Origin of the sequence: Streptomyces sp. SAI-135, from assembly GCF_029893805.1 — a bacterium.
Classification (GTDB): domain Bacteria; phylum Actinomycetota; class Actinomycetes; order Streptomycetales; family Streptomycetaceae; genus Streptomyces.
In genome coordinates this window covers 229,059-255,232 of the sequence record NZ_JARXYP010000002.1, presented here as the reverse complement: position 1 = coordinate 255,232, position 26,174 = coordinate 229,059, and the positions used below count along the sequence as shown (strand labels likewise).

General features: G+C 68.1%; 12 protein-coding genes and 2 pseudogenes. 9 read left to right on the top strand and 5 right to left on the bottom strand.

Translation table 11 applies throughout. The features are described 5' to 3' along the window. The first annotated feature begins 1,025 nt into the window (after nt 1–1,025). Together M2163_RS05755 and M2163_RS05750 are read left to right on the top strand one after the other, a co-directional pair. On the top strand, nt 1,026–2,411 hold the full coding sequence (locus tag M2163_RS05755) for a hypothetical protein (RefSeq protein ID WP_280853956.1): 1,386 nt from the start codon (nt 1,026–1,028) through the stop codon (nt 2,409–2,411). Continuing rightward, nucleotides 2,408–3,478, top strand: a complete 1,071-nt coding sequence (locus M2163_RS05750; protein WP_280893307.1) for a hypothetical protein — start codon at nt 2,408–2,410, stop codon at nt 3,476–3,478. Before M2163_RS05755 ends, M2163_RS05750 begins: the two co-directional genes overlap by 4 nt. A gap of 631 nt (nt 3,479–4,109) precedes the next feature. Here the strand turns inward: M2163_RS05750 and M2163_RS05745 are convergent. Both M2163_RS05745 and M2163_RS05740 read right to left on the bottom strand, forming a co-directional pair. Beyond that, the gene (locus tag M2163_RS05745; protein WP_280853958.1) at nt 4,110–4,913 is read right to left on the bottom strand and encodes a hypothetical protein; all 804 of its coding nucleotides are present in this window, start codon (nt 4,911–4,913) and stop codon (nt 4,110–4,112) included. Between the two features lie 1,653 nt (nt 4,914–6,566). Continuing rightward, nucleotides 6,567–6,935, bottom strand: coding sequence for a hypothetical protein (locus M2163_RS05740; RefSeq protein ID WP_280853959.1), 369 nt, complete (start codon nt 6,933–6,935; stop codon nt 6,567–6,569). A gap of 325 nt (nt 6,936–7,260) precedes the next feature. Here M2163_RS05740 and M2163_RS05735 point away from each other — a divergent pair, with 325 nt between their 5' ends. Together M2163_RS05735 and M2163_RS05730 are read left to right on the top strand one after the other, a co-directional pair. Next, the gene (locus tag M2163_RS05735; RefSeq protein WP_280853960.1) at nt 7,261–7,926 is read left to right on the top strand and encodes a restriction endonuclease; all 666 of its coding nucleotides are present in this window, start codon (nt 7,261–7,263) and stop codon (nt 7,924–7,926) included. A gap of 861 nt (nt 7,927–8,787) precedes the next feature. Beyond that, on the top strand, nt 8,788–10,131 hold the full coding sequence (locus tag M2163_RS05730) for a replication-relaxation family protein (RefSeq protein ID WP_280853961.1): 1,344 nt from the start codon (nt 8,788–8,790) through the stop codon (nt 10,129–10,131). 324 nt (nt 10,132–10,455) lie between these two features. Here M2163_RS05730 and M2163_RS05725 read toward each other — a convergent pair whose 3' ends face one another. Continuing rightward, a complete protein-coding gene (locus M2163_RS05725; RefSeq protein ID WP_280893306.1) occupies nt 10,456–11,490 on the bottom strand; it encodes a helicase associated domain-containing protein in 1,035 nt (344 codons plus the stop codon). Nucleotides 11,491–11,812: 322 nt separating this feature from the next. Between M2163_RS05725 and M2163_RS05720 the strand changes: the two are divergent. Beyond that, a pseudogene (locus M2163_RS05720) lies at nt 11,813–12,512 on the top strand (IS5 family transposase); the annotation flags it as partial. A 20-nt stretch (nt 12,513–12,532) separates the two neighbouring features. Here the strand turns inward: M2163_RS05720 and M2163_RS05715 are convergent. Next, nucleotides 12,533–12,879: pseudogene (locus M2163_RS05715) on the bottom strand (transposase); the annotation flags it as partial. Between the two features lie 807 nt (nt 12,880–13,686). Here M2163_RS05715 and M2163_RS05710 point away from each other — a divergent pair. The 3 genes from M2163_RS05710 to M2163_RS05700 all read left to right on the top strand — a co-directional run bounded on the left by M2163_RS05710 (nt 13,687) and on the right by M2163_RS05700 (nt 24,550). After that, a complete protein-coding gene (locus M2163_RS05710; protein ID WP_280893305.1) occupies nt 13,687–17,352 on the top strand; it encodes a LamG domain-containing protein in 3,666 nt (1,221 codons plus the stop codon). A 313-nt stretch (nt 17,353–17,665) separates the two neighbouring features. Further along, nucleotides 17,666–24,031 (top strand): RHS repeat-associated core domain-containing protein, encoded by a 6,366-nt coding sequence (locus M2163_RS05705; protein ID WP_280893304.1) that lies wholly within the window; start codon nt 17,666–17,668, stop codon nt 24,029–24,031. A gap of 42 nt (nt 24,032–24,073) precedes the next feature. Then, on the top strand, nt 24,074–24,550 hold the full coding sequence (locus tag M2163_RS05700) for an SMI1/KNR4 family protein (RefSeq protein WP_280893303.1): 477 nt from the start codon (nt 24,074–24,076) through the stop codon (nt 24,548–24,550). Between the two features lie 543 nt (nt 24,551–25,093). Here the strand turns inward: M2163_RS05700 and M2163_RS05695 are convergent. Further along, nucleotides 25,094–25,303 carry a hypothetical protein gene (locus M2163_RS05695; protein ID WP_280893302.1) on the bottom strand — a complete coding sequence of 70 codons (210 nt, stop codon included), beginning with the start codon at nt 25,301–25,303 and terminating at the stop codon, nt 25,094–25,096. Between the two features lie 487 nt (nt 25,304–25,790). On the opposite strand from M2163_RS05695, the gene M2163_RS05690 reads away from it, so the two are divergent. Next, nucleotides 25,791–26,171: an RIP homotypic interaction motif-containing protein gene (locus tag M2163_RS05690; RefSeq protein ID WP_280893301.1), complete on the top strand. Its 381-nt coding sequence runs from the start codon at nt 25,791–25,793 to the stop codon at nt 26,169–26,171. The last annotated feature ends 3 nt before the right edge of the window (nt 26,172–26,174 follow it).

The following is a 26,174-nucleotide window of genomic DNA, read 5'->3' as shown; positions in this document are numbered from 1 at the left end:
TGGGTGCGCCGTGAGGGTCCGGACGGTTACCGGGGTCGGCGCATTCGGTGCGGGGACGGGCCGCCGGGGCAGTCCGTGGCGCGGCTGGTGGCCGGGTGGTCTCTGGGCTCTCCGAGCCGGTGCGCAGTCCCGCCGGGTCCGGGCCGCGATCGGCGCCTGCGCAGGGCGGCGTGCGCACCTGTGTGGCAGAGGGATCCAGGATTCAGGAGGGGAGTGCGCAGCCGCACGGCGCCTGACTGCGCATGCTGCTCGGCGGGTTGCGCAGCCTTGTTGCGCAACTGCCCGCCTGGCGCTGCGCAATCGGGTGGTGCGCACCGCGCACAGCGTCCAGATGAGGGCGCGTGGTCGGGCCGACCACAGGCCGGGTCACGGTGACGATGGGGACACGAAGTGCGTGGTCGGGCCCGTGGTCGGGCCGACCACGGGCCCGACCACGGGCCGGCCGCGAGTGGGAACCGGCGCATCCTGGCCCCCAACGGGGCCCGCGGCCGGCGAGCGCGGTGAGGCCTTCCTGCCGCACGGCCACCGGCCCCCACACCAGTGCGCAGACGCTCGCCGCCAGGGGCTGCAGCAGAGCCTGCGCAGTGCAGCGTCCCGGGTCTGCGCACCAGACGGATCGGAGATCTAGGAGGGGAGTGCGCAGCCGCTCAATACCACCCGATTGCGCACGATCCCGGGCTGGTTGCGCAGCCCGGTTGCGCAACCATCGCGGGGGGCTGCGCAATCGGGGTGGCGATGCGATTGCGCGCGGGGCCGGAGGCTGTGGTCGGCCCGACCATGAGCCCGACCATGGCCGTTTGATGGGCTGTGTTGTCGGATCGTGACCGTTGGTCGGGGCTGGTGGTCGCCGCTCTGGTCGGGGTCGGCGGGTGGGCTGACGGCATGGAACACCTGCACGCTTTAACGCCCGGGACCACCGGCCGCCCCACTGCGGTGAGCCGGGTGCGCTGCCGTGGCCGCTGTGCGGGGCCGGCGCCGGGGGTACGGCGGTGAGCCGCTTCGGGGTAAGGATCCGCCGGGGCGTCATGGCGGCCGACCAGTTCACCCAGGTCGCGAACGCGCTGTTCCGGGACAGCCGTCTCAGCTTCAAGGCCAAGGGGATTTTCGGGTACGTCTCTACGCACGCCGACGGCTGGCAGGTGACGGTCGACGGTCTTGTCCGCCTGGGTCCGGACGGGCGGGAAGCGGTCCGTGCCGGGCTGAAGGAGCTGGAGGCGCACGGCTATCTGATCCGTGAGCGTCTGCGCCGCCCGGACGGGACCCTCGGCGAGGTCGTCTACGGCATCACCGACCGCCCGGACACCTGGGACATGACGCTGGTCGAAGCCGACCGGGTGATCGCGCCTGCGCAGGCCGGGCACGCCAACGGGTTGGTGGCGGGGATCCGCCGGGGTGTGATGGCGGCCGACCAGTTCACCCAGGTCGCCAACGGCCTGTTCCGGGCCCCCGAGTTGTCCTTCAAGGCCAAGGGATTGTTCGGGCTGCTCTCCACCCACGTGGAGGGCTGGCGGATGACCGTCACCGACATCGCCCGCCGGGGCCGCGAGGGTGAGTCAGCCGTCAAGAGCGGGCTGAAGGAGCTGGAGCAGCACGGCTTCCTCGTCCGGGGACGCGAGCGCGGAGAGGACGGAACCCTGGGCGCGGCCGCGTACGTCATCACCGACCTACCCGCCCTGCACAACAGGAGGCCACGACCAGAGTCGGGTTTTCCACCAGTGGATGACCCTACGTTGGCTGCCCTCGGCACTAAGAACACCATCGTTAAGAAGACCAACAAGCAGAACACCAGAGCCCTCCCTCCCCGCGCCCGCGCAGCGCGACTGCGCGGCGAAGCGCCGTCGGCACCACGGACGGCACCGGCCGCGCCCGCGGACCTCGATGCAGGCGTCCGCCTGCTGCTGGCGATCGGCGCACAGCACCCCGAGTTGCTGCTGACCGGACAGGTCCTCGCCGAGCAGGGGCGCACCGTCACCGCGATGCTGGACGCCGGCTGGACACGCGCGCAGCTTCAGCACGTCATCAGCGACCGCCCTCTGCCGAGCCCGGTCCGCACCACTGTCGGCGCGATCATCGCCGCCCGGCTGCGTGCCGCCCGGGCCTACCCGCCGCCCGCCACCGTGGCCGGCCACCACGAAGGTTCCGCGTGGCAGGACCCGCCACCGCGCTCGACCACCTCCTCGGCCGCGCGCACGGTGAGCGAGGCCCTGGCCTACCGGGCCCTTACCGAATGTGCCGGCTGCGGCGTGCCCGGAACCGCCCCTGGCGAGGACCTGTGTCCGGCCTGCCTGGGCTGGCCGCCATGCCGTACCTGCCCGGGTCCGACTCCCCGCCGCGCCCGCCCCGACGGCGACGGCCGCTGCACCACGTGCGCCTGCGCGTTCATCGACCACCTGGAAGGAAGCATCCCGTGACACCGCTCCGCACACCGCCGCCGGCCGCGGCCGCACACCACCCACGCCCCTTCACCCACGACCCGGGCCGGTGGAGAAGGAAAAGCAACCGCGCCCTGCGTACCGGCCACGTCCGCGGCCACACCTGTACGGCCGCCTGCGAACTCGTCCTCATCCACGAACGCACCTCATGGGGGTGGCTCACCTGGACCGTCCCCGCCGACGGAAGCCAGCCCGAAATCCCCCACCAGATCGGCGTGCTCACCCCGGGAGCGACCCGCGCCCAGCGCCTGGCCGCGCGCTGGCTGACCCGGCGCCCCGCCAGACACCTCGCCGCGGACACCGTCCCCGGATCCCTGCGCCTGTCGACCGCCGCCATCGCCCTCATCAGCGTCATGATCGGCCTGTTCGCCCTCAGCCACGGCGTCCCCTTGAGTGTCACGGTGCCCGCGGCGCTGCTGGCCCCGCTGCTCACGCAGTACTTGCCCGGTCAGTTCGCCGCCCGGGCCCGCGAACACGTCCGCATCGTCGAAGCAGACGCCGCCTGCCAGTACCTGCAGCGACTCGCCGCCCTGCACACCTGCCTCCTTCAGGCCGCCGCCGGCAGCAACCGCTACGAGGTGCGCCGCTCGGCTGAGATCGGCCACAACCTGCTGTGGGATGCCGCCGGCCTCCTCCACAGCCACGACATCCGCACGGCCCCGCCTCGCCTCATCGACAGGGAACGGCTGATGGTCCAACTCGCCGACCAAGTAGCCCCGCTCTTTGAGCGCACCCGCACCCACTCGGCCACCGGCGAGGCCGATCAGCCCCGCAGGAGCTTCGCTTCAGGCGGCCGCTCCCGCACGGCTTCGAACCAGCGACCGGGCCAGCACCTTCCTCCGCGCCCGGCACCTCAGAATGGAAGGGAATGCCGCCCATGCCCCCGAGCAAGAATGACGGCGCAGCCCGTTCCACCGACACCTACCTGCTGTTCGCGCACGAGCCGTACTATCCCCACGTACCCAGGAGATCAACACCGCCGTCGTCTCGTCCGCGTCGCTGCTCCATCCCCGGGTACGACAGCCCGACGGCGCCCGCATCCGTGAGTGCCTCACCCAGGGGCGCAAGCCGGGTGAGATCGTTCCGCTGGCCACGCTTACCCGTGAACTGGATGGCGGTGCTGGCTGGCCGTGGGTCGGCGACTGGCAGACCGTCATCGCCGACCTGGTGGGTCTGATCCGAACGGGGGGTGCGACGCCTTCAGCCTCGGCCTGCCCGAGATCGGACGCCTCCTTGTCTGCGCCGGCCCCGACAGCCAGGTACGCGCCGTCGGCGCCGCCGGCCAGGACATCACCTACCGACCCGGGGAGCGCGCCGCTGTCCTGGCCGAGGTCGATGTGTTTGTCAGCTCTCTGGTTGCCGAGCAGGAGTTGTGGCCGGGCGAGGGCCTGCTCCCACCACTCTTCCGCCAGGCGTAGGGGATACCTCTCCCTGATGCTGCAGGGAGCAGACTGGTCATGATCTCGCTGTCGTGGTGTCGACGACGAGCTGGTCTCATGGACCAGCGCTCGGGGCGGGCGTCGGCGGGCCGCTGCAGCCGCTCGGCCAGGGCGACGGTCTCTGCCTGCTGCAGGGCCTCCTCGGTGTGCGGCAGGGTGCTCGCGTACTCCACGCCCCCGGGCCGGCCGGCGCTCCAGCTTCCCCTTCCTGCTCCTTGGCTGCCTTGTGTCTGCCCTCCTACTTCGCCTCCTGGGAGTGGGAGTCGCTGGAGGGCGTGACGAAGGGGCCTTGACACTTCGTGAAGTACCAGTCGGAGTCAGGTACTCCGGCGCGGGCAAGTGCTTGCGTGCCTACGCTGGCAGGCGTGCCGGCGATCCCGAAGGTGTTGTCCGGGCGGAAGCAGCCCAGGTAGATGGTCTCTCCTCGCCTGATGTATGCCGCCTCCTCGGAGCCTGGCAGTTCGACCGCCAGATCCTGGTGCAAAGTGACCCTCTGGAGCCCGAGGGTGTTGCCGACCGTCTCCGGTTGGATGTACATGCGGATGTTGCGGGGAGGCGGGTCAGGTTGATGCCGGTCGAAGTATGCGAAACCAGCAACACTCGTCGCGAGCAGGACAGCAGCCAGACCGCCCGCGGCTGCGCCGGCCCGCGTGGGCTTCGCCGGATACTTCGTCAGGAACTCCTGCTCGACCTCACTTGTTTCGGGTGACCAGAGCCTGACGTCACGGAACGATCGCGCAATCCACTTGCCGTCTCTGTTGTCACTACGGGCGCCGTCGGCCCAAAGCCGGGCGAGGACTTCTCTGGACACTACCGACGATCCCAGGATCTGCTGGACCGCGAACACATACTTCCAGTTGGGGTGCCTCTTCGGAACTGCGCGGAGGAAGTCAGACACCTTCCCTTTGTGAGCAAAAACCTGTGCCCCGTGACAGCATTTCGCCTTTTCTGCAATGTCCTGACAACTGAGATTGGCCAACCGGACGTGACCGCGAATCAGGTCGAGCCAGAACTGGTGTGCGGGGGAGATGCCCTCGCGCATAGCTCCGAGGGGCGGACCTGCCATCTAGCGCTCCGGGGGCGTGTGGTGGGGGAGACCGTCTTGTGCGTTACATGGGCCGATCCGACTGTCTTCCGGTATGCCGGGGCCCTCCGGCTCGCTCCTGACGACCCCATGCGTCGTACGCGGGTGGCCTGGGATCTGAGCCTCCTGCTGCTCCGTCTCTTCTCTCAGAGCCTTGCGGCTCGCGGAGCTGCCCTCGGACTGAGACACGTCCCTGCTGCTGGTGGTGATGGACTGGAGGAGATGATTCACGCCCACCACGATCGCCAGGATGAGCGGGCCGATCAAAGTCGGGTTTACGCCCATCACTAACAGAGTGACCGTCAGGGCGGTGAACGTGACCAGACCACACGTCGCGAGCATGACGACGAGCCTCAGATGTTGGGACACCGCTTCCGTTCCTCTGTTCCGTACTCGCGCAAGGCGGCTTCACTTTGCGGCTTCGCTTCCGTTGAGTCCGCTACCCCGGACACTCATGACGCTTGATCAAAGGATGCTCAACGAGGCGTACTTGAGGGAAGCGACGGAGGGAATGAGGGTCGGTTTCGGAACGTTCCCATTTTGAGCTCTGGGTTGTCTTCCCAGGTCACCGCCAACGTTCCCATTTCTGTGGGGGCGCGAGCGGGTAACCGAGCGCCCCATAGATGCCGACTGCATATTTCTAGATATTTTGTAGCACCTTTTGTGTAGCGCTTGTGCGTGGCTGGGTCCGCAGCCGTGGAAGGTGCTGTGCACGGACTGGTTGTACGAAGCGAGACGTCATTCGCGTCATCCCAACAGGAGACCGCCTACGGAGGGACGCGCTGCACGGGCGGAGACTCCTCCTCATCGCCGCCTCGCCGCCTCGCCGACCGGTGGGGCTACGACTTCCTGGGCACAGGTGCCCCCGTGGGGCGAACGCGTGTGGGCCACACTGGACGTGTCACTCTGCGCAGCACCGTTCCTCGTCACCGAGACCGTGGTCCTGGGCGTCCTCGGATTCGTGGATCTCCACCCTGCGGCTCCGCTCGGACCGCTATCGTTCCCCCAGGCTCTTCCTCAAGCTCCGGTGCCTTCATGGGCCGTGAATTTGAGAGGGGACTTCTCTTGGAGAAGAACCAAAACAACATGTGGCCCCGCATCCGTCGCGTGGCTACGAAGGTCGTTCCGAACGTCGTGTCGGGTGTACTCGTCCAGCTCATTCTCGTTCTGTTCGGCCTTAACTGAGGGAGAGCTCAGGGGGACCCACCCGGGGAGTACACCGGGCCCCCTTCTCCACGGCACCGCGTCCCGCAGGAGGCGGACTACCTGCCCCGCCGCTCCCCTCAACAGTGGGCAGGGGACCCGTCTCAGACCACCGAGCTGCGGATACTTCCGGTGCTCGGGGGCCAGCCAGTCCGTAGAGGGTGATCTGCTCCTCGGTGACGGCGATCCGTTTCACGTTCGGCGGGGTACCACCCATCTCCTCGACGAACGCGGCGACGTCCTCGGCCGCGGCGTTCAGGATGCTCAAGCCGCTGAGGTCGTAGTCGCCCACGCTGAGGACCCGGGTGGGCACCTCGCGGTAGGCGATACGGGCGGCGGCATCGTTGACCCCGGGCGGCAAACAGCCCGGGGCCCTGTGCTGTGTCTGCTCGCTGCGCGGGCCGGGTCCTACCGGTGGTGACTGGCAAGGACCAATGCCGGGTGCGACGGCGTGGTGCCGGCCGGTGCCTTGCTGCTCGTTCCCGGTCCGCCGGCCAGGGCCAGCAGTAACAGGAGCAGCAGCAGACCCCCGCCCCCGCTGCCCGCTGCGACGGCGATGGTGCGCGGGCTGAGGGACCGGTGGTGCCCGCGCACGCGGGTGCCGTCGGTGCGGTAGTGGGGGCGGACGTAGGTCGTCGGTCCGGTGGGGACCGGGCGGGGCCGCGGGGTGGTGCGTCGGGGTGCCGTACGGGGTGGTGCGGTGCGCGGCCGGGTGCGGCGGTTGTGGCCTTTGACGTAGGTGCCGTCACGGCGGTAGTGGGGGCGTACGTAGGTCACGGGCGGTCCTCGGCGGTGAAAGGGGGGCAGTGCCCCCAGGCGGGGCCGGGAGTTCCTCGGCGCAACATTCGACGGTAGCGCCCGGCACTGACAGTCCTAGGCGGCCAACTCCTCGACTGTGCGCAGCTGTTGGGCACAGGCCAGCGATTTTCAGACGGGTGATTCTGACGGCGGGCCGACTGTCAGTGCCGGGTGCTGTCATGAAAGCGGCGGGGAGCTGCAGACGAGGGGGAAAGGTGCCCGGGAACAGGGGACATGAAAACGTCGCTCACACCGGCAGGGATGTACGCGGGGCGCTGCGCACCGTGGCGGCAGGGGTCTTCCCGTGAGCCCGCGCCGGCGGCGACGCAAGAGCGACGACGATCTGCTCATCGCCTTAGGCGCACTCGTGGCCGTCGGGTTGGTGCTGGTCAAGGTCGGACAGTGGGTGTGGGCGCACTGGTGGGTCCTGGTCGTGCTCGGCCTGCTGGCGCTCCTCGCCCTCGCGGGCTGGATCTCCCGGCAGGTTGACCAGATGCGGTCCGCGCAACTGCGGGTCGAAGGCCTGACCTACACGCTCAGCCAGCTGGACGCCATGCACCACAGCGCCTTCGAGAACGCCGTACGTGACCTGCTGACCCGGGACGGTTCCTATGACGCGCTGCGCTGCGGCGGCCGGGGCGACCTCGGCGCCGACGTGAAGGGGCACGATCCCCTCGGCCGGCTGTGGGTGATCCAGTGCAAGCACCGCAAGAAGGGACTGGACGGCTCGGCGGTCGGGACCCCGGAACTGCAGACGCTCAACGGCACCGGCCGGCCGGTGCACGGCGGCGACGTCATCGTGATGGTGACCAACGGAAGGATCTCCGGGCCCGCCCGCGACTTCGCCCGGCAGCAGCGCCTGCACCTGGTCGACCGGCGCGTACTGGAGCAGTGGGCCCGGGGCAGGCGACCGCTGTGGGAGATCCTTCCGGCTGTCCCACAGCCCCGGAAGCCTCCGCAGGTGCGCTGAGCTTCATCACCACGGTGGGCGGGACCGGTTGGTCCCGCCCACCGTCATGGCGCTTCTCACCCGGAATCCGGTGTTCGGCCCGACTCCGGGGTGCTGGGACCGCCGCTGATGCGGGTGACGGTGTCGGCGAAAGCGCGGTGATCGGCGAGGACGTGCCGGGCACGCGACCAGCCCCCCGAAGAACTGCCGCCGCAGCTGAACCCACTACCTCAGCCCGGACGGGACGTTGGCTGTCCATCGGACCAGCTTGCACGAACTTCAGACTGAGGGCTTGTACACCGACTGACTCCCACCGGGCGGGGCCCCGGTGGTCCGCCCGACCGGAGTGCGCCAGGCACAGGGCGGGTAGTCCGGGAGCACCGTGGCCGCGACCAGCTTCCAAAGCGAGAGGCCCTGGTACACGGGCCCGGCGCTGCCGGAATCCTTCCAAAGTCGGAAGCACCTGTTCGCTTCGTTCGAACATGCAGCGCGGGGCCCCGCAAGTGGGCCGTCGACCTCCTGGCCGGGCCCTCTTGCGGGCCTTACGGCGGACTCAGCAGCCCTGCGCAGACGCTGGGCAGAGGGCAAGCTCCCTACCTTTCTCCCTACCGGGGCCCCTGCCGAACCCCCTACCGTCTGCTCATGCAAGCCGCGCATGGTTTTGCCTGGTCAGAGGGTGTGGGCAAGCCCAACCAACAGTCTCGACAACCCTCTTCTCTCTCCTCTCCCCGCCGCCCTTGTGTGTCAGTGGTGGGTGGTAGGGGTGGGGGCGGGCGGAAAGTCGAGAGCCTCGGGAGGCTTGCGCGGTGCTGGCGGGCCCCGCACCGCCGGGCCCGCGGCTGCGCAGTCAGGGGACTGCGCAAGAGGCAGGGAGGGGCAGCGGTGGGTGGCTCGAAGACCTACCCGTACGGATCCACCGGAGCGGTACGCGCGCACGTCCTGGCCGCGCTGGGCGTGCTGAAGGTCGCCAGCGCCGATCAGGTGCGGCGGCTGATGTGCCCGGGCCACAAGGACAACAAGGCGGTGCGCAACGCCTGTCTGGATCTCGCGAAGCACGGGCTGGTCGTCTCGGAGGGCAACGCGCGGGACGGCTCCAAACTGTGGGGCCTGACTCCGCTGGGTCTGGACGCCGCGGCTGAGGTTCTCTCGCGTCCGGTCGGGGAGATGGGCGGTACCGCCCGGGGCGCGGCCCGCTCGGGGGCCCCGCACGCCATGGCCGTGAACGAGACGATCATCGCCATCACCCGCACCGTCCCAGAACCGACCCAGCCCGTACGCCACACCGGTGCCGCCCCGGTGACGCCCCCTCAAAAAACAGCCCCACGGGAGCCGGCCGGGATCGGCACTCCCGCGTCCTGGTCGACGGAAGTGGTGCACGTGCTCTCCGGCGGCACCCGGGGCCGGTCGACGGTCCAGACCGACGCCGTGCTGCTCGCCCCGGACGCAGGCGTGCCGGTGCTGATGGTGGAGGTCGACAACTGCACCGAGTCTCCGGAGCGCCTGGCGGCCAAGTTCGACCGCTACCGCGACTACTTCCGCCGCACAACCAAAGACGCCCGGGGCCGTCAGATTCCGGCCTGGCGCTCCCTGTACCCGCCCACCGGCCGCGAGGGCCACCCACCGGTCGTAGTCGTGTTCAACCCGGGGGTCCGCGCCGGGCAGGAGGCGCTGAAGAACCGGATGAACCGGGTCCTGGACCTGACCCGCGACGTGTGGTCCGGCCGGTACGAGAACATGGGCGGCAGCCTCAGCGAGCGGGACAGCTACCAGAACTACACGGACGCCATCCCGCTCGTCTTCACCACCCTGCCGCGCCTGCAAAAGGACGGGCCGCTGGGGGCGGTGTGGTGGCGCTGCGGACACCGCCAGTGGGAAACCCTCACCGACGCGCTGGCCAACCCCGACGGTGTCGAAGCATGGCAAGCACGCGACAGCGAACGCCGCCGCGAGCGGCAGGAACGGGAACGCCAGGAGCGAGAGCAGGCGCAAGCCCGTAGCCCGTGGACGACCACGACCACCCCTGCTCCTGTCCCCACCCCTGCTCCTGTAGTCGAGCCTCCCGCTCCTTGCGCGCGGTGCGGGCAGGCGGTCACCGGCCCGTTCGGCGTGCGCTTCGACGACGCCCCTCCCGAGGACGGCCAGCACTGCCCCTTGTGCCGTATCGACCTCGCCCGGCAGCCCACAGGCTTGCTCAAGGCCCTCTTGCGCCGCCCGCCGACGACGTGACCGCCTAGAACTGGCCGACGACGTCCACGCCCGCAAGCCTGTCAACTCCCCGGTCGCGCCCGTGGTCTGCCTCCTGGTCGGCCCGACCACGGGCCAGGAGAGCCCGCCACGGCCCGTTCAGGGCGGCGAGGCTGAGAACTGTCCGGGGTCAGTTCCTAGGCTTCTGAGGCTGCCTGAGCGACCGTCCCCGGCGGTCCATGCAGGGCGCGGAATGTCGAGTCCGGCCTGCCGCTCCTGGGCGTCCGCTGCACATGCATAAGAGACGGCCCGCACCCAGAAGTCTGGGTGCGGGCCCTGCTCACGACCGGAGGCCGGCGCCGCTCGTCATGCCCCACCCTCCGTGGCCCATTCCAGTCCGAGTGCGGCCAGTTCATCCCGCCGCTGGGGAGAGAGTTTCGCCGCCCTCCGCCGGGTGTTGTCGAGCCAAGCGCCGATCTTGTGCGGCACCCCGTCCACGTGCTCGACCGCCTTCCTCGGAACCTGGACGTGTCCTTCACGCTCACGGAACTGCTGCACTGCGGCCAGGTTGGCCGCCCACCGCTCATCCTGGCTGCGCCGCACCGGCACCACCACTGCTTCGTCCTCGCCCGCGGGCTCAAGGCCGATGGTCTCCAGCAGGTACTGCTGCGCCGGCACCAGCCGGTCCCACCCGGCCCGCTGACCGGCGACCCAGGCTCCGAGGTCCTCGCCCTGCACGATCACCTCGCCCGCCCGGTCCGGCAGCACGCCCCCGGCTTGTACGTGCGCACGGGTGAGCCGGTAGCAGCGCTGCCAGGCGACATCCCACCCGTCTGGGGCCCACCCGGGGTCGATCTCCGCGAGGGCCTCCATACGGCTCTCTGACAGCTCCCCGACACTGGAGATACCCATTTCCCCGTTCGCGCGGCGCACGGCGTTCTCACGACCCCTGCGGGCAGCGGCGCGCATATTCTTGGCCCACACGCCGATGGGAAACCCGTCTCCGCCCCACACGGCGGTCGTGGGCGGCAGGAAGTGCCCGTGCACGGCCACGTAGTCGCGGGCAACAGCCAGGCCGGCCTCCCACGCCGACGCGTGCACGGACCACACCATGCCCAAGTTCTGCAACTCGGTCACCCGCTTGGCGTCCAGCGTGCCCTCACGGTAGTACCGGCGCTGATCCGCGATAAAGCCCCCCAGTGGGTGCCCGCCCAACGCTCCCCAGTCCTCCGGCGTGACGTACGTGAACGGCACCCGCAACTCCCCCTCACCGGTCTCCCGCAGCCACCGCGTGGCGGCCTCGACACCGCGCCGCCAGTACGCCTTCTCGGGGTCGATGACCCGCAGCCGCACGAACTGCGTCAGGGCGGCCGGGTCGCGTTCCTCACTGAACCGCAACACCCCCGCAGCCCGCCCGGACACCGACTCCACATCGACTGTCGATCTGTCGCGTAGTTACAACAGAAGAACACCGTTGACCTGCTGTGCTTAGAATTCAAAGACGACGTCGTGATCTTGACTGGTATGGCGTCTGATCTGCTGTGGTGTTGTACGAGGCGCTGCTGCGTGGCAACTACTCGAAGGCTTCACCAGCAGTGCTGTGACTACATAGAGGATGTCGTAACTAGAGAGATAGTTTCTTGGCTTGGACACCAAGCGCGTTCGTCCCGTAGTTGCTCCGCAGACACCGCTTGTTATGGCGTGATCGTTCGTTGAGCCGTGCATGACGGATTTGGTCGAGCGGCTGGTGCCGGAGGAGTTGTGGATGCTGTTTCGGCGGATGGTGCCGCCGACGGAGGTCATACGCCCACAGTGCGGCGGCCGGCGCAGGGCGGGTGACCGTGAAGCATTGGCCGCGATCATCTTCGTGGCCACTTCGTGCTGTACCTGGCGGCAGCTCCCGCCGGTGTTCGGTCCGAGCTGGCAGACCGTCTACCAACGCTTGGCCCACTGGAGTCGAGCCCGGGTCTGGGCTCGGCTCCACCACGTCATCCTCGACGAACTCGGCGCCCGCGGGGAACTGGACTGGTCGCGCTGCGCGATCGACTCTTTCAGCATGCGGGCTGCAAGAGGGGGCCTCGACGGGACCGAATCCGACTGCGGCAAGCCCGGATCGAAAATCCACCTGATCAAGGACCGGAATGGACTGCCGCTCTCACTGGGCATCTCGGGCTCGGGCGCGAACACGCTCGACAGCCTTGGCCTCGAACCGCTCGGGCGGGGCATCCCGCCGATCCGATCCCGACGCGGACCTCGTCGACGGCGCCCCCCACAAGCTCCACGGAGACAAGGGCTATGACTACGATCACTTGCGTCGATGGCTCCGCGGACGCGGCATTCGCCACCGCATCGCATGCAAGGGCTTCGAGTCCTCACAACGTCTCGGGGGCCACCGGTGGGTGGTCGAACGGACCGCGGCCTGGCGGTTCGCTCGCTTGCCCTACGCCCCGTAGTACTGGGGAGCCACGGCGGCCGACATCTGTCCGTCCTTGGGTACCGGCACGTGGTCGGTCACCCAGGCCGTCGGGTTGATGGGCGGCAGCATCCGCTCAACGATTCGCCGTTGCATCGGCACCGGATCCCATGTGGACTGGTTCACGAACTGCTGCAGGTTCCGCTCGTTGCCGCCCGGCAGCTGTGCGGCCATCGCTGGATTGACTCGCGGCGGCCGTCCAGCATCAGTTCCTGCAGATAACAGTCGCCCTTGGCACGCTGATCCTCGCGTGACACCGAGACGGCATCGGAGTGCAGTCGACGTTCGAAATGCCAGAAATGGGCAATGCGCAGCAGTGCAACACGGACACACGGTGGCAGTCCCTCTGGGCGGCAATAAACGAGCCAGCTGTTGCGTCACCTCGTTAGGGGATCCAGTCGGCGTCGACTGCCGTGCGGCTCCAGCGGTCGAAGCTGTGAACTTCCTGTGTTTCCATCGGCCTACTCTTTGCATTCCTTTGTCTTTTCTTTCTCTTTCTGGGGAGCACTTACAAGCCACCGTCGCTCTCGCGTCGGTGCGGTGATGAAGGTGCTGAGAACGTGCTGGATGTGATCCGCATGTCGACGCAGGTAGGGGTGGGCGGGGGAGAGGGAGCTGGTCGTGGCTCTGTGGTGGTTGGCCGTCAAAGCTGTGTGTGCATTTTGCTAGTGCTGATGTGTATGAGTGAACGAGTGATGGTTCCCTGCTGCTGACCTGCTGGCGGGATAGTGGGTAGCACGTGCCTTGTTTGGTGTGGATTATTTGCTGAAGTGACTTCATGGCTGGCCGGTGTGAGTCCTAGTCCGTGCGCCCTTGCCGGACGACTCGCGCCGGCTCCAGGGATGTCGCTCAAGTGTCGTGTGCCTGATCTGTAGGGCCGTTGTTCTGGACTCCTTCCGTCCTGTTTAGCCATTTGTGTGTGTGGCTGGATCTTGCTCAACTTGCTTGTGTTAGCCATTGACCGGTTGCGAGAGGGACGGTTCTGATGAGGCGGCCATAAGGGCGGAGTAAGAACTCCGTGAACGGTTGGGGTGGGGATGGCGTTTCTTTGGCGTGCGCGCTCGGCAGTTGGCGCGCGTAGACGGGTCGCTGCACTTGTGGCGGCGGTCGCTGTGACGGCTGCCTTGCCGACTCTGGTCCTCCCGCCGGCGGGAGCCCACGCGGACGACACGACGACGACCAGCCAGGCGACGCCCGAGGCTCGCGGGGATGCGGAGAAGGCGGCGGAGACTGGTGAGCAGGTTGAGGTCGTGGGTGAGCGCACCCCGTACACCACGACGTTGGCCAATCCGGACGGTGTGACGTTCACGCTCAAGGACTCTGCCGTTCCGGTGCGGGTGAAACAGGCCGACGGTTCCTGGGCGCAGCCGGACGCGACCTTGGAGGAGCGGTCGGACGGTTCCGTCGGGCCGAAGGCGGCGGTTGCCGAGATGTCCTTCTCGGGCGGCGGCTCCGGCGCAGACCTGGTGAAGCTGTCGCTCAACGGGCGATCGCTGACCGTGGGGTGGCCAGGCACTTTGCCGAAGCCGACCCTGGACGGTGACTCCGCGGTGTACGCGGACGTCCTGCCGGGCGTGGACCTGCGGATGACCGCCACCACCGAGGGCTACCGCGAGGTGCTCGTCGTCAACTCGGCCTCGGCCGGGGCGAATCCGGACCTGAAGAAATTGTCTTTCCCGGTGAAGGCGAAGGGGCTGACTCTCCAGGATGGCGGCGACGGTGGCGTGTCCGCGGTCGACGACGACGGCAACGCCGTCTTCCGTTCTCCCGCCGCCCAGCAGTGGGACTCGGCAGGCGACGCCACCGTGACCGCCTCCGCCACGCCCGAGGACTCGTCGGGTTCGGCGTCCCAGGCCTCGTTCATGACGACGGCGCAGGAGGACACCTCCACGGCGGAGACCGCGGGTGACGACGGTGAGGTGACGCCGGATCCGGCCGAGGGGCCCAGCGACGGGGACTCCTCCACACGTCTGCCAGTCACCGCGGAGCAGACCGCGATCACGGTGACACCGGACGCGTCGATGCTGGCCGACGACTCCGCGGTGTTCCCCCAGTACATAGACCCGGATGTCGGCATGACGGCCTCTGAGCGGACCTTGCTGTCCTCGGACGGGGACACGTTCTACAACTTCTCCGGGGGCGACAGCGGAAAAGGCGTCGGCTACTGCGGCACCTACGTCACCGGGGGTGTCTCGTACTACTGCGGCTCCGGCTACAAGAACCGCATGTACTTCGAGTTCTCACCGGCGAAGCTGGCAGGCAAGCACGTCCTGGACGCCACCTTCGCCATCACGGAGAAATGGTCGATGTCCTGTACGGCGTCGTGGGTGGACCTGGTGCGCACGGGAAACATCTCGTCCTCGACGAACTGGCCGGGCCCGACGGCGAACTGGGACCTGATGGTGGACCGGGACGTGTCCGCGGGGCGCGGGTCGGCCTGCGATCCCAGCCAGCCCGCCGCCCCGATCGAGTTCAACGACAACCCCGCCGAGACCAACGAGAACCTGACCTCGACCGTGACGAAGTTCGCCGCCGGCGACTTCTCCCGGCTGACGCTGATGCTCAAGGCACACGACGAGAGCGATCCGAACAGCTGGAAGCGGTTCGACGACGACGCCGAACTCGATGTCAAGTACGTCGGCATACCCGCCAAGCCCACGAAGATCGGCCTGGTCGTCGGGACGAGCGTTGTCTGCGAGACCGACCAGTCGGATCCGCTGGTGGTGTCCAGCCCGACGCCCTCACTCGCCGCGACACCGCAGACCGCGGCCGGCGGTGAGTCCGGGGCTTCACTGCGGATCGCCTACGACGTCGACAAGTACAGCTCCAGCACTTGGTCGGACGCCTACGAGGCGGAGCGGCCGACCAGCGGCTACGTCGGAGACAACGTGTCGCCCGGCACCGTGCCGACGTCGACGCTGACCGAGGGCACGCTGTACCGCTACCGGGCCTGGACGCGCTCGTACTACAACAGCGGGGCCGACTGGCTGTCCGGGCCGTCGAACGCGTCGACGACGGGCTGGTGCTATTTCAAGGTCGACCCGACCCGTCCCAAGGCCCCGGGGATCGCCCTGTCGAGCCCGTACTCGGTGTGCAACAGCTCCTGCACGGCGGCGGGCGGACCGGGCACCGATGTGACGTTCACGTTCAGCGCCGCCTCCGGAGATGCGGCCACCGTCACCGGCTACCAGTACAAGATGTCGTCCTCGGCCGCCTGGTCGTCGGTGATCCCGGCCTCGAAGCCGACCACCGTGTTCACGCCACCGGCCTCGGGCACCTTCACCGTCTTCGTACGGGCCGAGGACTCGTTGGGCTGGGGTGCCACGAATTCGGTGGACTTCCTGGTCGCGGAGGGCAGCGGCCCGATCGGCCAGTGGCACTTCGACGAGGCGAGCGGTGTCGCGCTCGACACGTCCACGACGGTGGCGGCGGAGCAGGACGACGCGACCCTCTCCGCGACCGGTGCCTCGCGTGATGGCCGTGGCCGTCGCGGTGTGCTGACACGGGACGCGACAGGAGCAGAGTTGGCGACGCCGGTGACGGACACCGGTCTGACCCTCGACGGTTCCGCTGGTTACGCGGCCACCTCGGGCGCGGTGGTGGAGGCCAGGTCGTCGTACACGGTTGAGGCCTGGGCCCGGATGGGTGCCGCCCCGACCCACAACTACGTGGTGCTCTCCCAGACCGGCACCGGAAGCACACAGCCCGGTTTCGCGATCTACTACTCCACCGCCTACAGCAAGTGGATCTTCAACTGGCACTGGGTCGACTCCTCCGGCACCTGGCACTACGTGCGTTCGTTCGCGGACGCCACCTCGCCACCGGTGAAGGTGTGGACGCACCTGGCCGGGGTGTACGACGCGAAGGCAGGAACGATCCAGCTGTACGTCAACGGCAAAGCCCAGGGCAGCCCGCAGGCCATGCCGAGCGGAGAACCCGAAGCGGACACCGGCCCGCTGGAGTTCGGTCGCGGAAACGCCGCCACGGCAGGCGCCTTCACGGACTACTTCGACGGTCAGATCGACGAGGCCACCGTCTGGCAGCGCGCCCTGTCGCCGGATGAACTGTCCACCGAGGCACAGCTGAAGACCAACGACAGCTTCGCGGCCGCGGAGCTGGTGGCCGACTGGGATTTGTCCACGGCGAACGGCACCACGGTGACCGACACCACCTCCGGCTACGGCTCGGCCCTGACCCTGTCCGGCGGCGCGACGCTGGACGGAACCGGGATCGTCCTGGACGGCACCGACGACGCGGCGACCGCACCGGGGCCCCTGGTGGACGACACCGGTTCCTTCACCGCGACCACCGCGGTACAGCTGGACAGCGCCACGCTCGCGGCGAAGCCGGTGGGCTATGTGGGACAGGTGCTCGGACAACGCAGCTCAGACGGATCCGGCTGGGGCCTGTGGTACCAGCTGACGGGAACCGACACCGACCCCGAGACCGACGCGACCATCCCGGTCGGCTTCTGGCACTTCGGCCGACTGAACGCCAACGGCAGCTTCACCGGAGTGGTCTCCGACACCGTGGCCGACCTGGGCAGCGCGGTGCGCCTGACCGGCGTGTTCGACGCCCAGGCCGGGACGGTCAGCCTCTACGTGGGCGAGGCGCAGAACGGCGACGCGACCGCCTACACGGCGACGGCGGGGACCGGCGACTTCGCCGTCGGCAAGGCGTATGTGAGCGCGGCATGGGGTCACTATCTGCCCGCCACGGTCAGCGACATCCGAGTCTGGGCCGGCGCCATGGCCGGACAGGAGCAGATCGCCGAAACGGTCGGGGACTGACCTCCCGGACATCCTGGCGGGGCGGCCCCATGCTGCCGCCCCGCCCCGCACCGCGCCATCGTCAGTCCCGAATTCCCTTTATTGATGCCGTTCTTCCATGTGTGAGGGGTTTGTTGTCGTGAGTGCCGGTATACGGGCCCGATGGCTGCGGGCGACATTCCATCCCGCCTTCCTGCTCCCCGCGAGAAGTCCTCACCACAGAGGTGCGGGACGCCGCAGACACAGAGCGGTCACCGTCGGTGTCTCGCTCGCACTGGCCCTGGCAGGTCTGAGCCCTGCGGCCGCCGAGGCCGCATCCGGCACCAAACAACTCGTGCCCAGCGTACCGGCGCAGCGCTCCGACACGGTCAAGACGGTCACCAGCCTGGGCGCACAGAAGGCCCGCAAACAGGTGGCGGCGCAGAAGGCCGCCAACAAGAAGCAGATCAACGCCGCGCTCGCGGAACAGAAGGCCACCTGGCCCCACGCAGCCACCGACACCGCCGAGCTGCCCCCATCCGGCACCGCCGGACTGTCTGCCGGAGGACTGCCCATCACCGTCCGGCGCGACAAGGGCACCAGGGCGGCCGCAGGGTCGGTCACTGTCACAGTGCTCAGCCGCAAGGCGGCGGCAGCCGCGGGCATCAAGGGCGTACTGCTGACCGCGAGCGCCGAGAGCAGCGGCAGCGCCCAGGTCGACGTCGACTACAGTGCCTTCGCCTCGGCGTACGGCGGCGACTGGGCGGGCCGTCTGCACCTGGTGCGACTGCCGAACTGCGCGCTGACCAGCCCGGCGAAGGCCGCCTGCCGCGCCCAGACCTCCCTGAACTCGCGCAACGACGTCACCGGCCAGAACGTGTCGGCCACGGTGCCCCTGGGGCAGACCTCCCTGCCACGGGCCGATGAACGCGCATCCCGCTCCGGCTTCCGTTCGTCCGCGCTGACGCAGGAAACGGCCTCCTCCGCGACCGTGCTCGCGCTGACGGCCACTTCGGGAGAGTCCGCGTCGGGATCGGGCAACTACTCCGCCACGCCACTGTCCCCGTCGTCGAGTTGGCAGGCGGGCGGCTCCTCCGGGGCGTTCACCTGGAACTATCCGCTATCCACACCCCCCGCGGCGGCAGGCCCCTCGCCGACCCTCTCCCTGGACTACGACTCGGGAAGCACGGATGGCAAGACGGCATCCACCAACAACCAGTCCACCCAGGTCGGCGAGGGCTTCGACCTGACCGCCGCGTCGTACGTCGAGCGCTCGTACGCGTCCTGCGACGACGACGGTCAGACCGACAAGCACGACCTGTGCTGGAAGTACGACAACGCCTCGCTCGTGCTCAACGGAAAGTCCACCGAACTGGTCAAGGACGACACCACCGGAGCCTGGCACCTCAAGGACGACGACGCGTCCACCGTCACCCACTCCACAGGAGGCGACAACGGCGACAACGACGGCGAGTACTGGACCGTCACCACCGCAGACGGCACCAAGTACGTCTTCGGCCTCGATAAACTGCCCGGCGCCGACACCCAGCGCACCAATTCCGTCTGGACCGTCCCGGTCTTCGGCGACGACTCCGGCGAACCCGGCTACGACCAGGGCTCCAGCTTCGCCGACCGTTCCCTCACCCAGGCGTGGCGATGGAACCTCGACTACGTCGTCGACCTGCACGGCAACGCCATGTCGTACTGGTACACGGCCGAAGCGAACTACTACCCCAAGAACGGCGCCTCGACCGCCAACGCCGCCTACACGCGCGGCGGCTACCTCACCAAGATCCTCTACGGGCAGCGGGCCAGCACCCTGTTCACCGGCACCGCCTCGGACGAGGTGACGTTCTCCTACGACGAGCGGTGCACCGCCTCGGACTGCTCCTCGCTGACCAGCTCCACCTCTGACAACTGGCCGGACGTGCCGTACGACTCCATATGCGCCAGCGGGGCCGACGACTGCGACACCTCCAGCCCTACCTTCTTCACCCGCAAGCGCCTCACTGGCATCAACACCCTCGCGTACTCGGCCGCCGGCTCCGCCTACACCGCGGTCGACTCCTGGACGCTGACCCAGAAGTTCCTGGACGGCCAGGACATCGACAACACCTCCGACCAGACCCTGGCACTCTCCTCGATCCGGCACACCGGCAAGAACGGCAGCGACATCGCCCTGCCGCCGGTCACCTTCACCTACCAACTGCGGCCGAACCGGGTGGACTCCACCTCCGACGACATCCTGCCGCTGAGCATGCCGCGCATCGCCTCCATCACGTCCGAGACCGGCGCCATCACCACCGTGACTCTGTCCGACCCGGAATGCGTACGCGGCTCGAACATGCCGGCGTCCGAGGACAAGGACACCCTGAGCTGCTATCCGCAGTACTGGCACATCAACGGCGCCACCGAAGCCTCCCTCGACTGGTTCAACAAGTACCGCGTCACCGCCGTTCTCAGCTCCGACCCGACCGGCCTGGGCCAGGGAGTCCAGACCTCCTACAGCTACGCCGACCCGGCCTGGCACTACAACTACGACCCCCTCGTCCCCTCGGATGAGCGAACCTGGTCGCAGTGGCGTGGCTACGGCAAGGTCACCACGACCACCGGCGCAGCCGACACCACCCAGTCCAAGACCGTCAGCATCTACATGCAGGGCATGGACGGCGACAGACAGTCCGACGGCAGCACCGCCTCCGCCACCCGGACCGGTCTGGACGTCTCAGGCCTGGACGTCCCCGACCTCGCCGACAGCGACCAGGACGCAGGCTTCCTGCGCGAACAGGTCACCTACGACGGCGACACTCCGGTCACGGTGACGGTCGATACTCCCTGGTCCCAGCAGACGGCCAGTCAGCAGAAGTCGTATGCCGCCATCAAGGCGTACTACCTCCGCACCGGCCAGACCTCCACCTCCACATATCTCACGAACTCCGCGACCTGGCGCACCCGCACCACCAGCACTAGCTACGACGACTACGGCATGGTCACCCAGGTCAACGACACCGGCCAGACCGGCGTCAGCGGGGACAACACCTGCACCCGCACCTGGTACGCCCGCAACACCGCCATCGGCCTGACCGGCCTCGTATCCCGCACGCGGGTCGTGGGCCAGGACTGCTCCGTGGCCGAAAGCAGCCTGGCGCTGCCGACCTCCTCGGCCTCCCGCGGTGACGTGCTGTCCGACACGGCCACGGTGTACGACAACACCTCGGCCACCGCCTGGTCCGCCACCCAGACCCCGACCTTGGGCGAGGCCACCTGGACCGGGCGGGCCTCCGCCTACCCGGCGTCGACCACCAACGGCGAGCGCTATCCGACGACTTGGCAGACGGTCGCCACCACCACCTACGACGACAGCGGCAGCACCACCGGCCTCGGCCGACCGCTGACCGTCACCGACGCGGCAGGCAACACCACGACGACCACCTACACCCCCACCGACGCCGGCCCGCTGACCAAGACCAAGGTCACCAACGCCAAGTCCCAGAACACCTACGTCTACACGGACTACGGATCGGGGCTGCCCACCAAGGTCTACGACGTCAACAACAAGATCACCGAGACGACATACGACGCACTCGGCCGACAGACCGCGACCTGGCTACCCAACCGCTCCCACTCAGCGGGCCAGACCCCGAACTACACCTACGCCTACAGCGTCACCAGCGATGCCCCGTCCTGGGCGTCGACCGCCGCGATCAAAGCCGACGGGACCACCTACAACACCACCTACACGATCTACGACTCCCTGCTGCGAACCCTCCAGACGCAGACCCCCACCCCCGACGGCGGCCGCCTGCTCACCGACACCCGCTACGACAGCCGGGGCCTGGCCTACGAGACCTACGCGGACGTCTTCGACTCCGCGCAGGTGCCCGACGGCACCTACACGCGGGCCGAGTACGGGGGCGCGCCCAAGCAGACCGAGACCGTCTACGACGGCGCGGGCCGGGCCACCAGCAACAGCCTGTACGTGTACGGCGTCAAGAAGTGGACCACCGCCACCAGCTACACCGGCGACTCCATCGCGACGAGCGCACCGAACGGCGGCTCGGCGACCCGAGCCATCACCGACGTCTTCGGCCGCACGGTTGAGAAGCGCTCCTACTCGGGCGCCGATCCGGCCGACACGTCCTACGGCGCCGGGGCCGGAGCCGCCTACACGTCCACCAAGTACACCTACACGCTGGACGGCAGTCCCTCCACCGTCACCGGGCCGGACGGCGCCCAGTGGTCCTACGGATACGACCTCTTCGGCCGGCAGACCTCATCAACCGACCCCGACCTGGGCACCACGACCACCACCTACACGAACCTCGACCAGACGGCCACCACCACCGACGCTCGCGGCAGCGAACTGCTCTACGGATACGACGTGTTGGGCCGCAAGACCGACCAGTGGCAGACCGCGAAGACGAACGCGGACAAACTCGCCCACTGGGACTACGACACCCTTGCCAAGGGCCAGCTCGACGACTCGATCAGCTACGTCGGCGGCACCACGGGCAGTGCCTACACCCGCAAGGTCACTGGCTACGACAGCCTCTACCACGCCACCGGAACCCAACTGATCCTGCCGTCCGGCGACCCTCTGGTCACCTCCGGCGCGGTCACGGCGACCCTCGCCTTCAGCGCGTACTACAACATCGACGGCACCCGGCAGTACTACAGCGAACCCGCCGCCGGTGGCCTGAGCGGAGAGACCGTCGACTACGAGTACGACGGTCTGGGGCTCCCGACCGACGTCGGCGGAGCCACCGGCTACCTCCTCGCCGCCGACTACAACGCCCTCGGCCAGACCAACCAGTACACGCTGGGCACCTCCACTGCCTCCACAGCCAAAAAGGCGTACATCACCAACACCTACGAGGAAGGCACCGACCGCCTCACCCGCAGCCTCACCACCGACGCCACCCGCAGCGTCCAGGACCTGAACTACACGTACGACGACGCCGGCGACGTCACCTCCCTCTTCGACAACGCCAACCTCTCCGGCACCGGTGCCACCGACTACCAGTGCTTCAGCTACGACGGCTACCAGCGCCTCACCGAGGCATGGACCCCGTCCAGCGCCTCCTGCGCCACCAGCGGTCGCACCACCGCCAACCTCGGCGGAGCCTCCCCGTACTGGACCTCGTACACCTACACCAGCAGCGGCCTGCGCACGACAGAGACCGCGCACACGACCAGCGGAGACTCCACCCACACCTACTGCTACAGCGCCACCAAGCCCCATCGTCTGACCGCGACCACGACCACGTCGGCCTGCGACGGCGTGAGCGCCACCTACGGCTACGACCAGATCGGCGACACGACCACCCGTCCCAACGGCACCGACACCCAGTCGCTGACCTGGAACGCCACCGGAAAACTCGACACGGTCACCGAGAAGTCGAGCAGCGGCACCACCAAGAGCACCACCAGCCACGTCTACGACGCCGACGGCAACCTCCTCATCCGCCGCAACACCGCCGGCGAGACCGTCCTGTACCTCGACACCACAGAGGTTCACCTCGACACATCCACCTCGACCGCCAAGCACTGGGCGCAGCGCTACTACAGCGCCGGCGACACGACGATCGCTCTGCGCACGAACAAGGGCGGAACCGAGAGCCTCTCGTACCTCTCCGGAGACCAGCACGGCACGTCCACCGTCAGCCTCGACGCCACCACCCAAGCCGTCACCAAGCGCTACCTGACACCGTTCGGTACCGCACGCTCCGGCGGCACCGGGACGTGGTCGGACGACAAGAGCTTCCTGGGCAAGAGCACGGACCCCACCAGCGGACTCAGCTATATCGGCGCGCGCGCCTACGATTCCGCGCTCGGCCGCTTCCTCAGCGTCGACCCCGTCCTCGATGCCAGCGACGCGCAATCCCTCAACGGCTACTCCTACGCCGACAACAACCCCGAAACGCTCGCTGATCCCACGGGCCTGGAAATCGGGTCCCGGCCGAACTCGTGCCAGTACGACCTGAGCAACTGCCCCAAGAAGGTACAGAAAGAGGTCGGTTACGACCCGAAGACCGGGACCGCGGACCCGAGCCGGGGAACGGCCACCACCAGCAGCAGAGGAACCGTCGAGAAGCTCAACCATCCGAAGCTGCCCACCGCGCACCTGTCCACAACCGGGGCTGCCGCGATAGGTGCCGGTCTGTACCGGGAGGCCATGAAGGCGGTCGCAACCTACCTCGGAAAGAACTCGTGGGCCTACAGCAGGTTCACCCTCGTGCTCTCACGCGTCTACGTGAACACCGTGGACGGGGTCGTGCCGCGCATCATCGGATTCGTGAGTAAGGGCGGAATCGACGACAAACTCCTCGACATCCTCACGGAGATGGAAGTCACCGTGTACAAGGCGGCACCCGACTCGGGCAAGGGGCATGCCGAGGACTCCGCACGTGACTTCAAGAAGGACGCCGCCAGACAGGTGGAGGACCTGGGCGGTGAGATCACGGAGGTGGACAACGCCTACGTGACGAACCGGGTCTGCTCGGAGCACTGCGGGAGAAGCCTCACCGAGTACCTCGGGAAACCCGGAGTAGAGGTCACGGAGGGAAGCCATGGATTCCTGGAAGGAAGGGTCGTCGACGAGGGAACCCTGGAGGAATTCAGGGACGCCTACGGGGCAGGACGGGCCATAGACGTCATGACACGGGCGATGGAGGCCGGGTTCCTGTCCGAGGGGGCCGGAATGGAGGACGAAGAGAAGTGACCACCAAAGGCCAGCTTGACGGAGACATGGGAAGGTCAGACCATGAGCGCCATGACCGACGATGAGATCATCGCCGCCGTAGGTGCGGACCTCGCAGCAAAGGAACCGACGCCCCCGGCAACACCGGACGCGGTAGCCGAAGCGGAACAAGTGATCGGATATCCGCTTCCCCCGCTGCTGCGGCGCCTTTACCTTGAGGTGGCGAATGGTGGATTCGGTCCCCGTGGAGGCGTCCTAGGAGTTCCCGGCGGTAAATGGCGCGGAGACTGGGCGGACATTGTGGACGCCTACCAGGCGTTCTCCGAAGCCCCCGACAATCCGGTTCCGGCCGGGTTGGTCTGGTTGTTCGATTGGGGCGATGCCATCTGGTCCCTCGTGGACTGCCGTGACCCCGCAGCGCCGATGTGGGGATGGGACCCCAACGACGGCCTTGAGCGTGCACTTTTTCCCCAGGGAAAGAATCTCGCGGAATGGCTTGCTGGGGCGCTCGCCGGAACGGAAACTATTCCGACCAGGTAGAACAGCTATGGGCTGTGTCCAGGACGAGTTCGGCGCGGGTCTGGAAGTCGGTCTCCCAGACCCGCCCCCCGAACGTTGACCGCCCTCGCGTCGCAACCGTCATCGCGGCTCGCCGCGTACCCGACATGCTCTGCTCCTCCTCGCACAGCGCCGTCCCTGTCCAGCAACTAGGACGGCTCATGCGCGACAGTTCCCAGCTCAAGGATGCCCGCAAGCCGCGACAGCGGCCCTGGACCGGAACGACCAGCGCATGATGACGCCCCGTCACTCCAAAGCCCTAATTCCACGGCGCACCCTACGGAGCACCGAGACGATGGTCAGGGGCCCCGGTGACCTGTGCGATGTGACCGCTGCGAGGCCGTCGATCAACACACCGACGGCGCTGGGGACCGTCGGCCTGATCCGGGCGAGCTGACTTGGCGGAGCCGCCCTCAGGGGAGGGCATCGCTCGCAGGCGCCGAGGCCCGCTTGTATGGACGGCGCTCGCGTACCGCTATCACGTCGTCTGGTACGTCCACTCGGCCGTGCGGAGCACTGGAAGGGTCAGAGGTTGTTGTCAGTGAGGATTCCGCGGCGCACCGTTTCCTCGACTGTGAGTCCCTGCCGCTGTGCCAGGGTGTGGAAGGCTTCGCGTTCTCGCTGCCAGTTCAGGGCACGCTCGGCGGCCGTCCGGCGGACGTACTCATCCGGGGTCAGGCCTAGCAAGGACGCGTGGGCGACGATGGCGTCTTGCTCGGCGGGTGTGAACTCCACAAAGAACTCCTGAGGTTGACCGACCGGCTCGGCTGGCATCTGATCTGCACTGCCAGTACCCCGCCCAGACCGTCACGCTATCGCAGCGTTTGCCCGTCCGTATTGCCTGGTTCAGGCCTGGGAGTGGCGGCGACATCGGGTCACCCCGCTCGTCGGGCTCGACCAACGCAAGTAGCACCGGCTGCAAACCCGGATCCAGGTCCACAGCCTTCCTCCGGCCCCACCAGGACGCCGGACCCGCCCCAACAGAGCCTGACCAGAATCCAGTTCAGCCGCTCCGCGCGAGAGTGCCGCTCCTTTGGAGGGCAGGAGCCTTCGTGCCGTAGTTGATCTTTAATGCCGCCCCACGGCCACAACGTACGAGATCGTTGCTCGACGTGGAGCGGCGGGCCCCTGCCGGTCGGCGGCCAGGCGATTCTGTGCGGTTCACGCTCCCGCACAGGGCGCCCGGTGCGACAATTGGGCCCAGGGCAGGGGGTGGGTGGCGATGACCGGGGTAGAGCTGGTACTTGCGGCATTGGCGGCCGGAGCGGCCGGCGGCATTACGGAGGCGACGAGCAGCAGTATCCGTGACGGGTACGCAGCGTTGCGGGATCTGCTCCGCCGCAAGCTCTCCAGCCAGGGCGGTGAAGCGGCCGAGGTATTGGAGGCGCACGAGAGCGCGCCCGGAGTGTTCGAAGCGCGGATGCGTGAATACGTGATGAGCTCGGGCGCGGATCAGGATGAGGCGATCCTGGAAGCGGCCAGGCGTGTACTGGTCCTGCTGGACCCGTCCGGCAACGAGCAGGGGAAGTACACGGTTGACGCCCGCAATGCCAAGGGCGTGCAGATCGGCCCCCACAACACCCAGACCAACACGTTCTCCTGACGG

Coding starts and splice junctions, on each gene's coding strand:
- M2163_RS05700 (WP_280893303.1), top strand. CDS start 24,074: ATGAGCGCCATGACCGACGATGAGATCATCGCCGCCGTAGGTGCGGAC.
- M2163_RS05745 (WP_280853958.1), bottom strand. CDS start 4,913: ATGCGCGAGGGCATCTCCCCCGCACACCAGTTCTGGCTCGACCTGATT.
- M2163_RS05755 (WP_280853956.1), top strand. CDS start 1,026: ATGGCGGCCGACCAGTTCACCCAGGTCGCGAACGCGCTGTTCCGGGAC.
- M2163_RS05690 (WP_280893301.1), top strand. CDS start 25,791: ATGACCGGGGTAGAGCTGGTACTTGCGGCATTGGCGGCCGGAGCGGCC.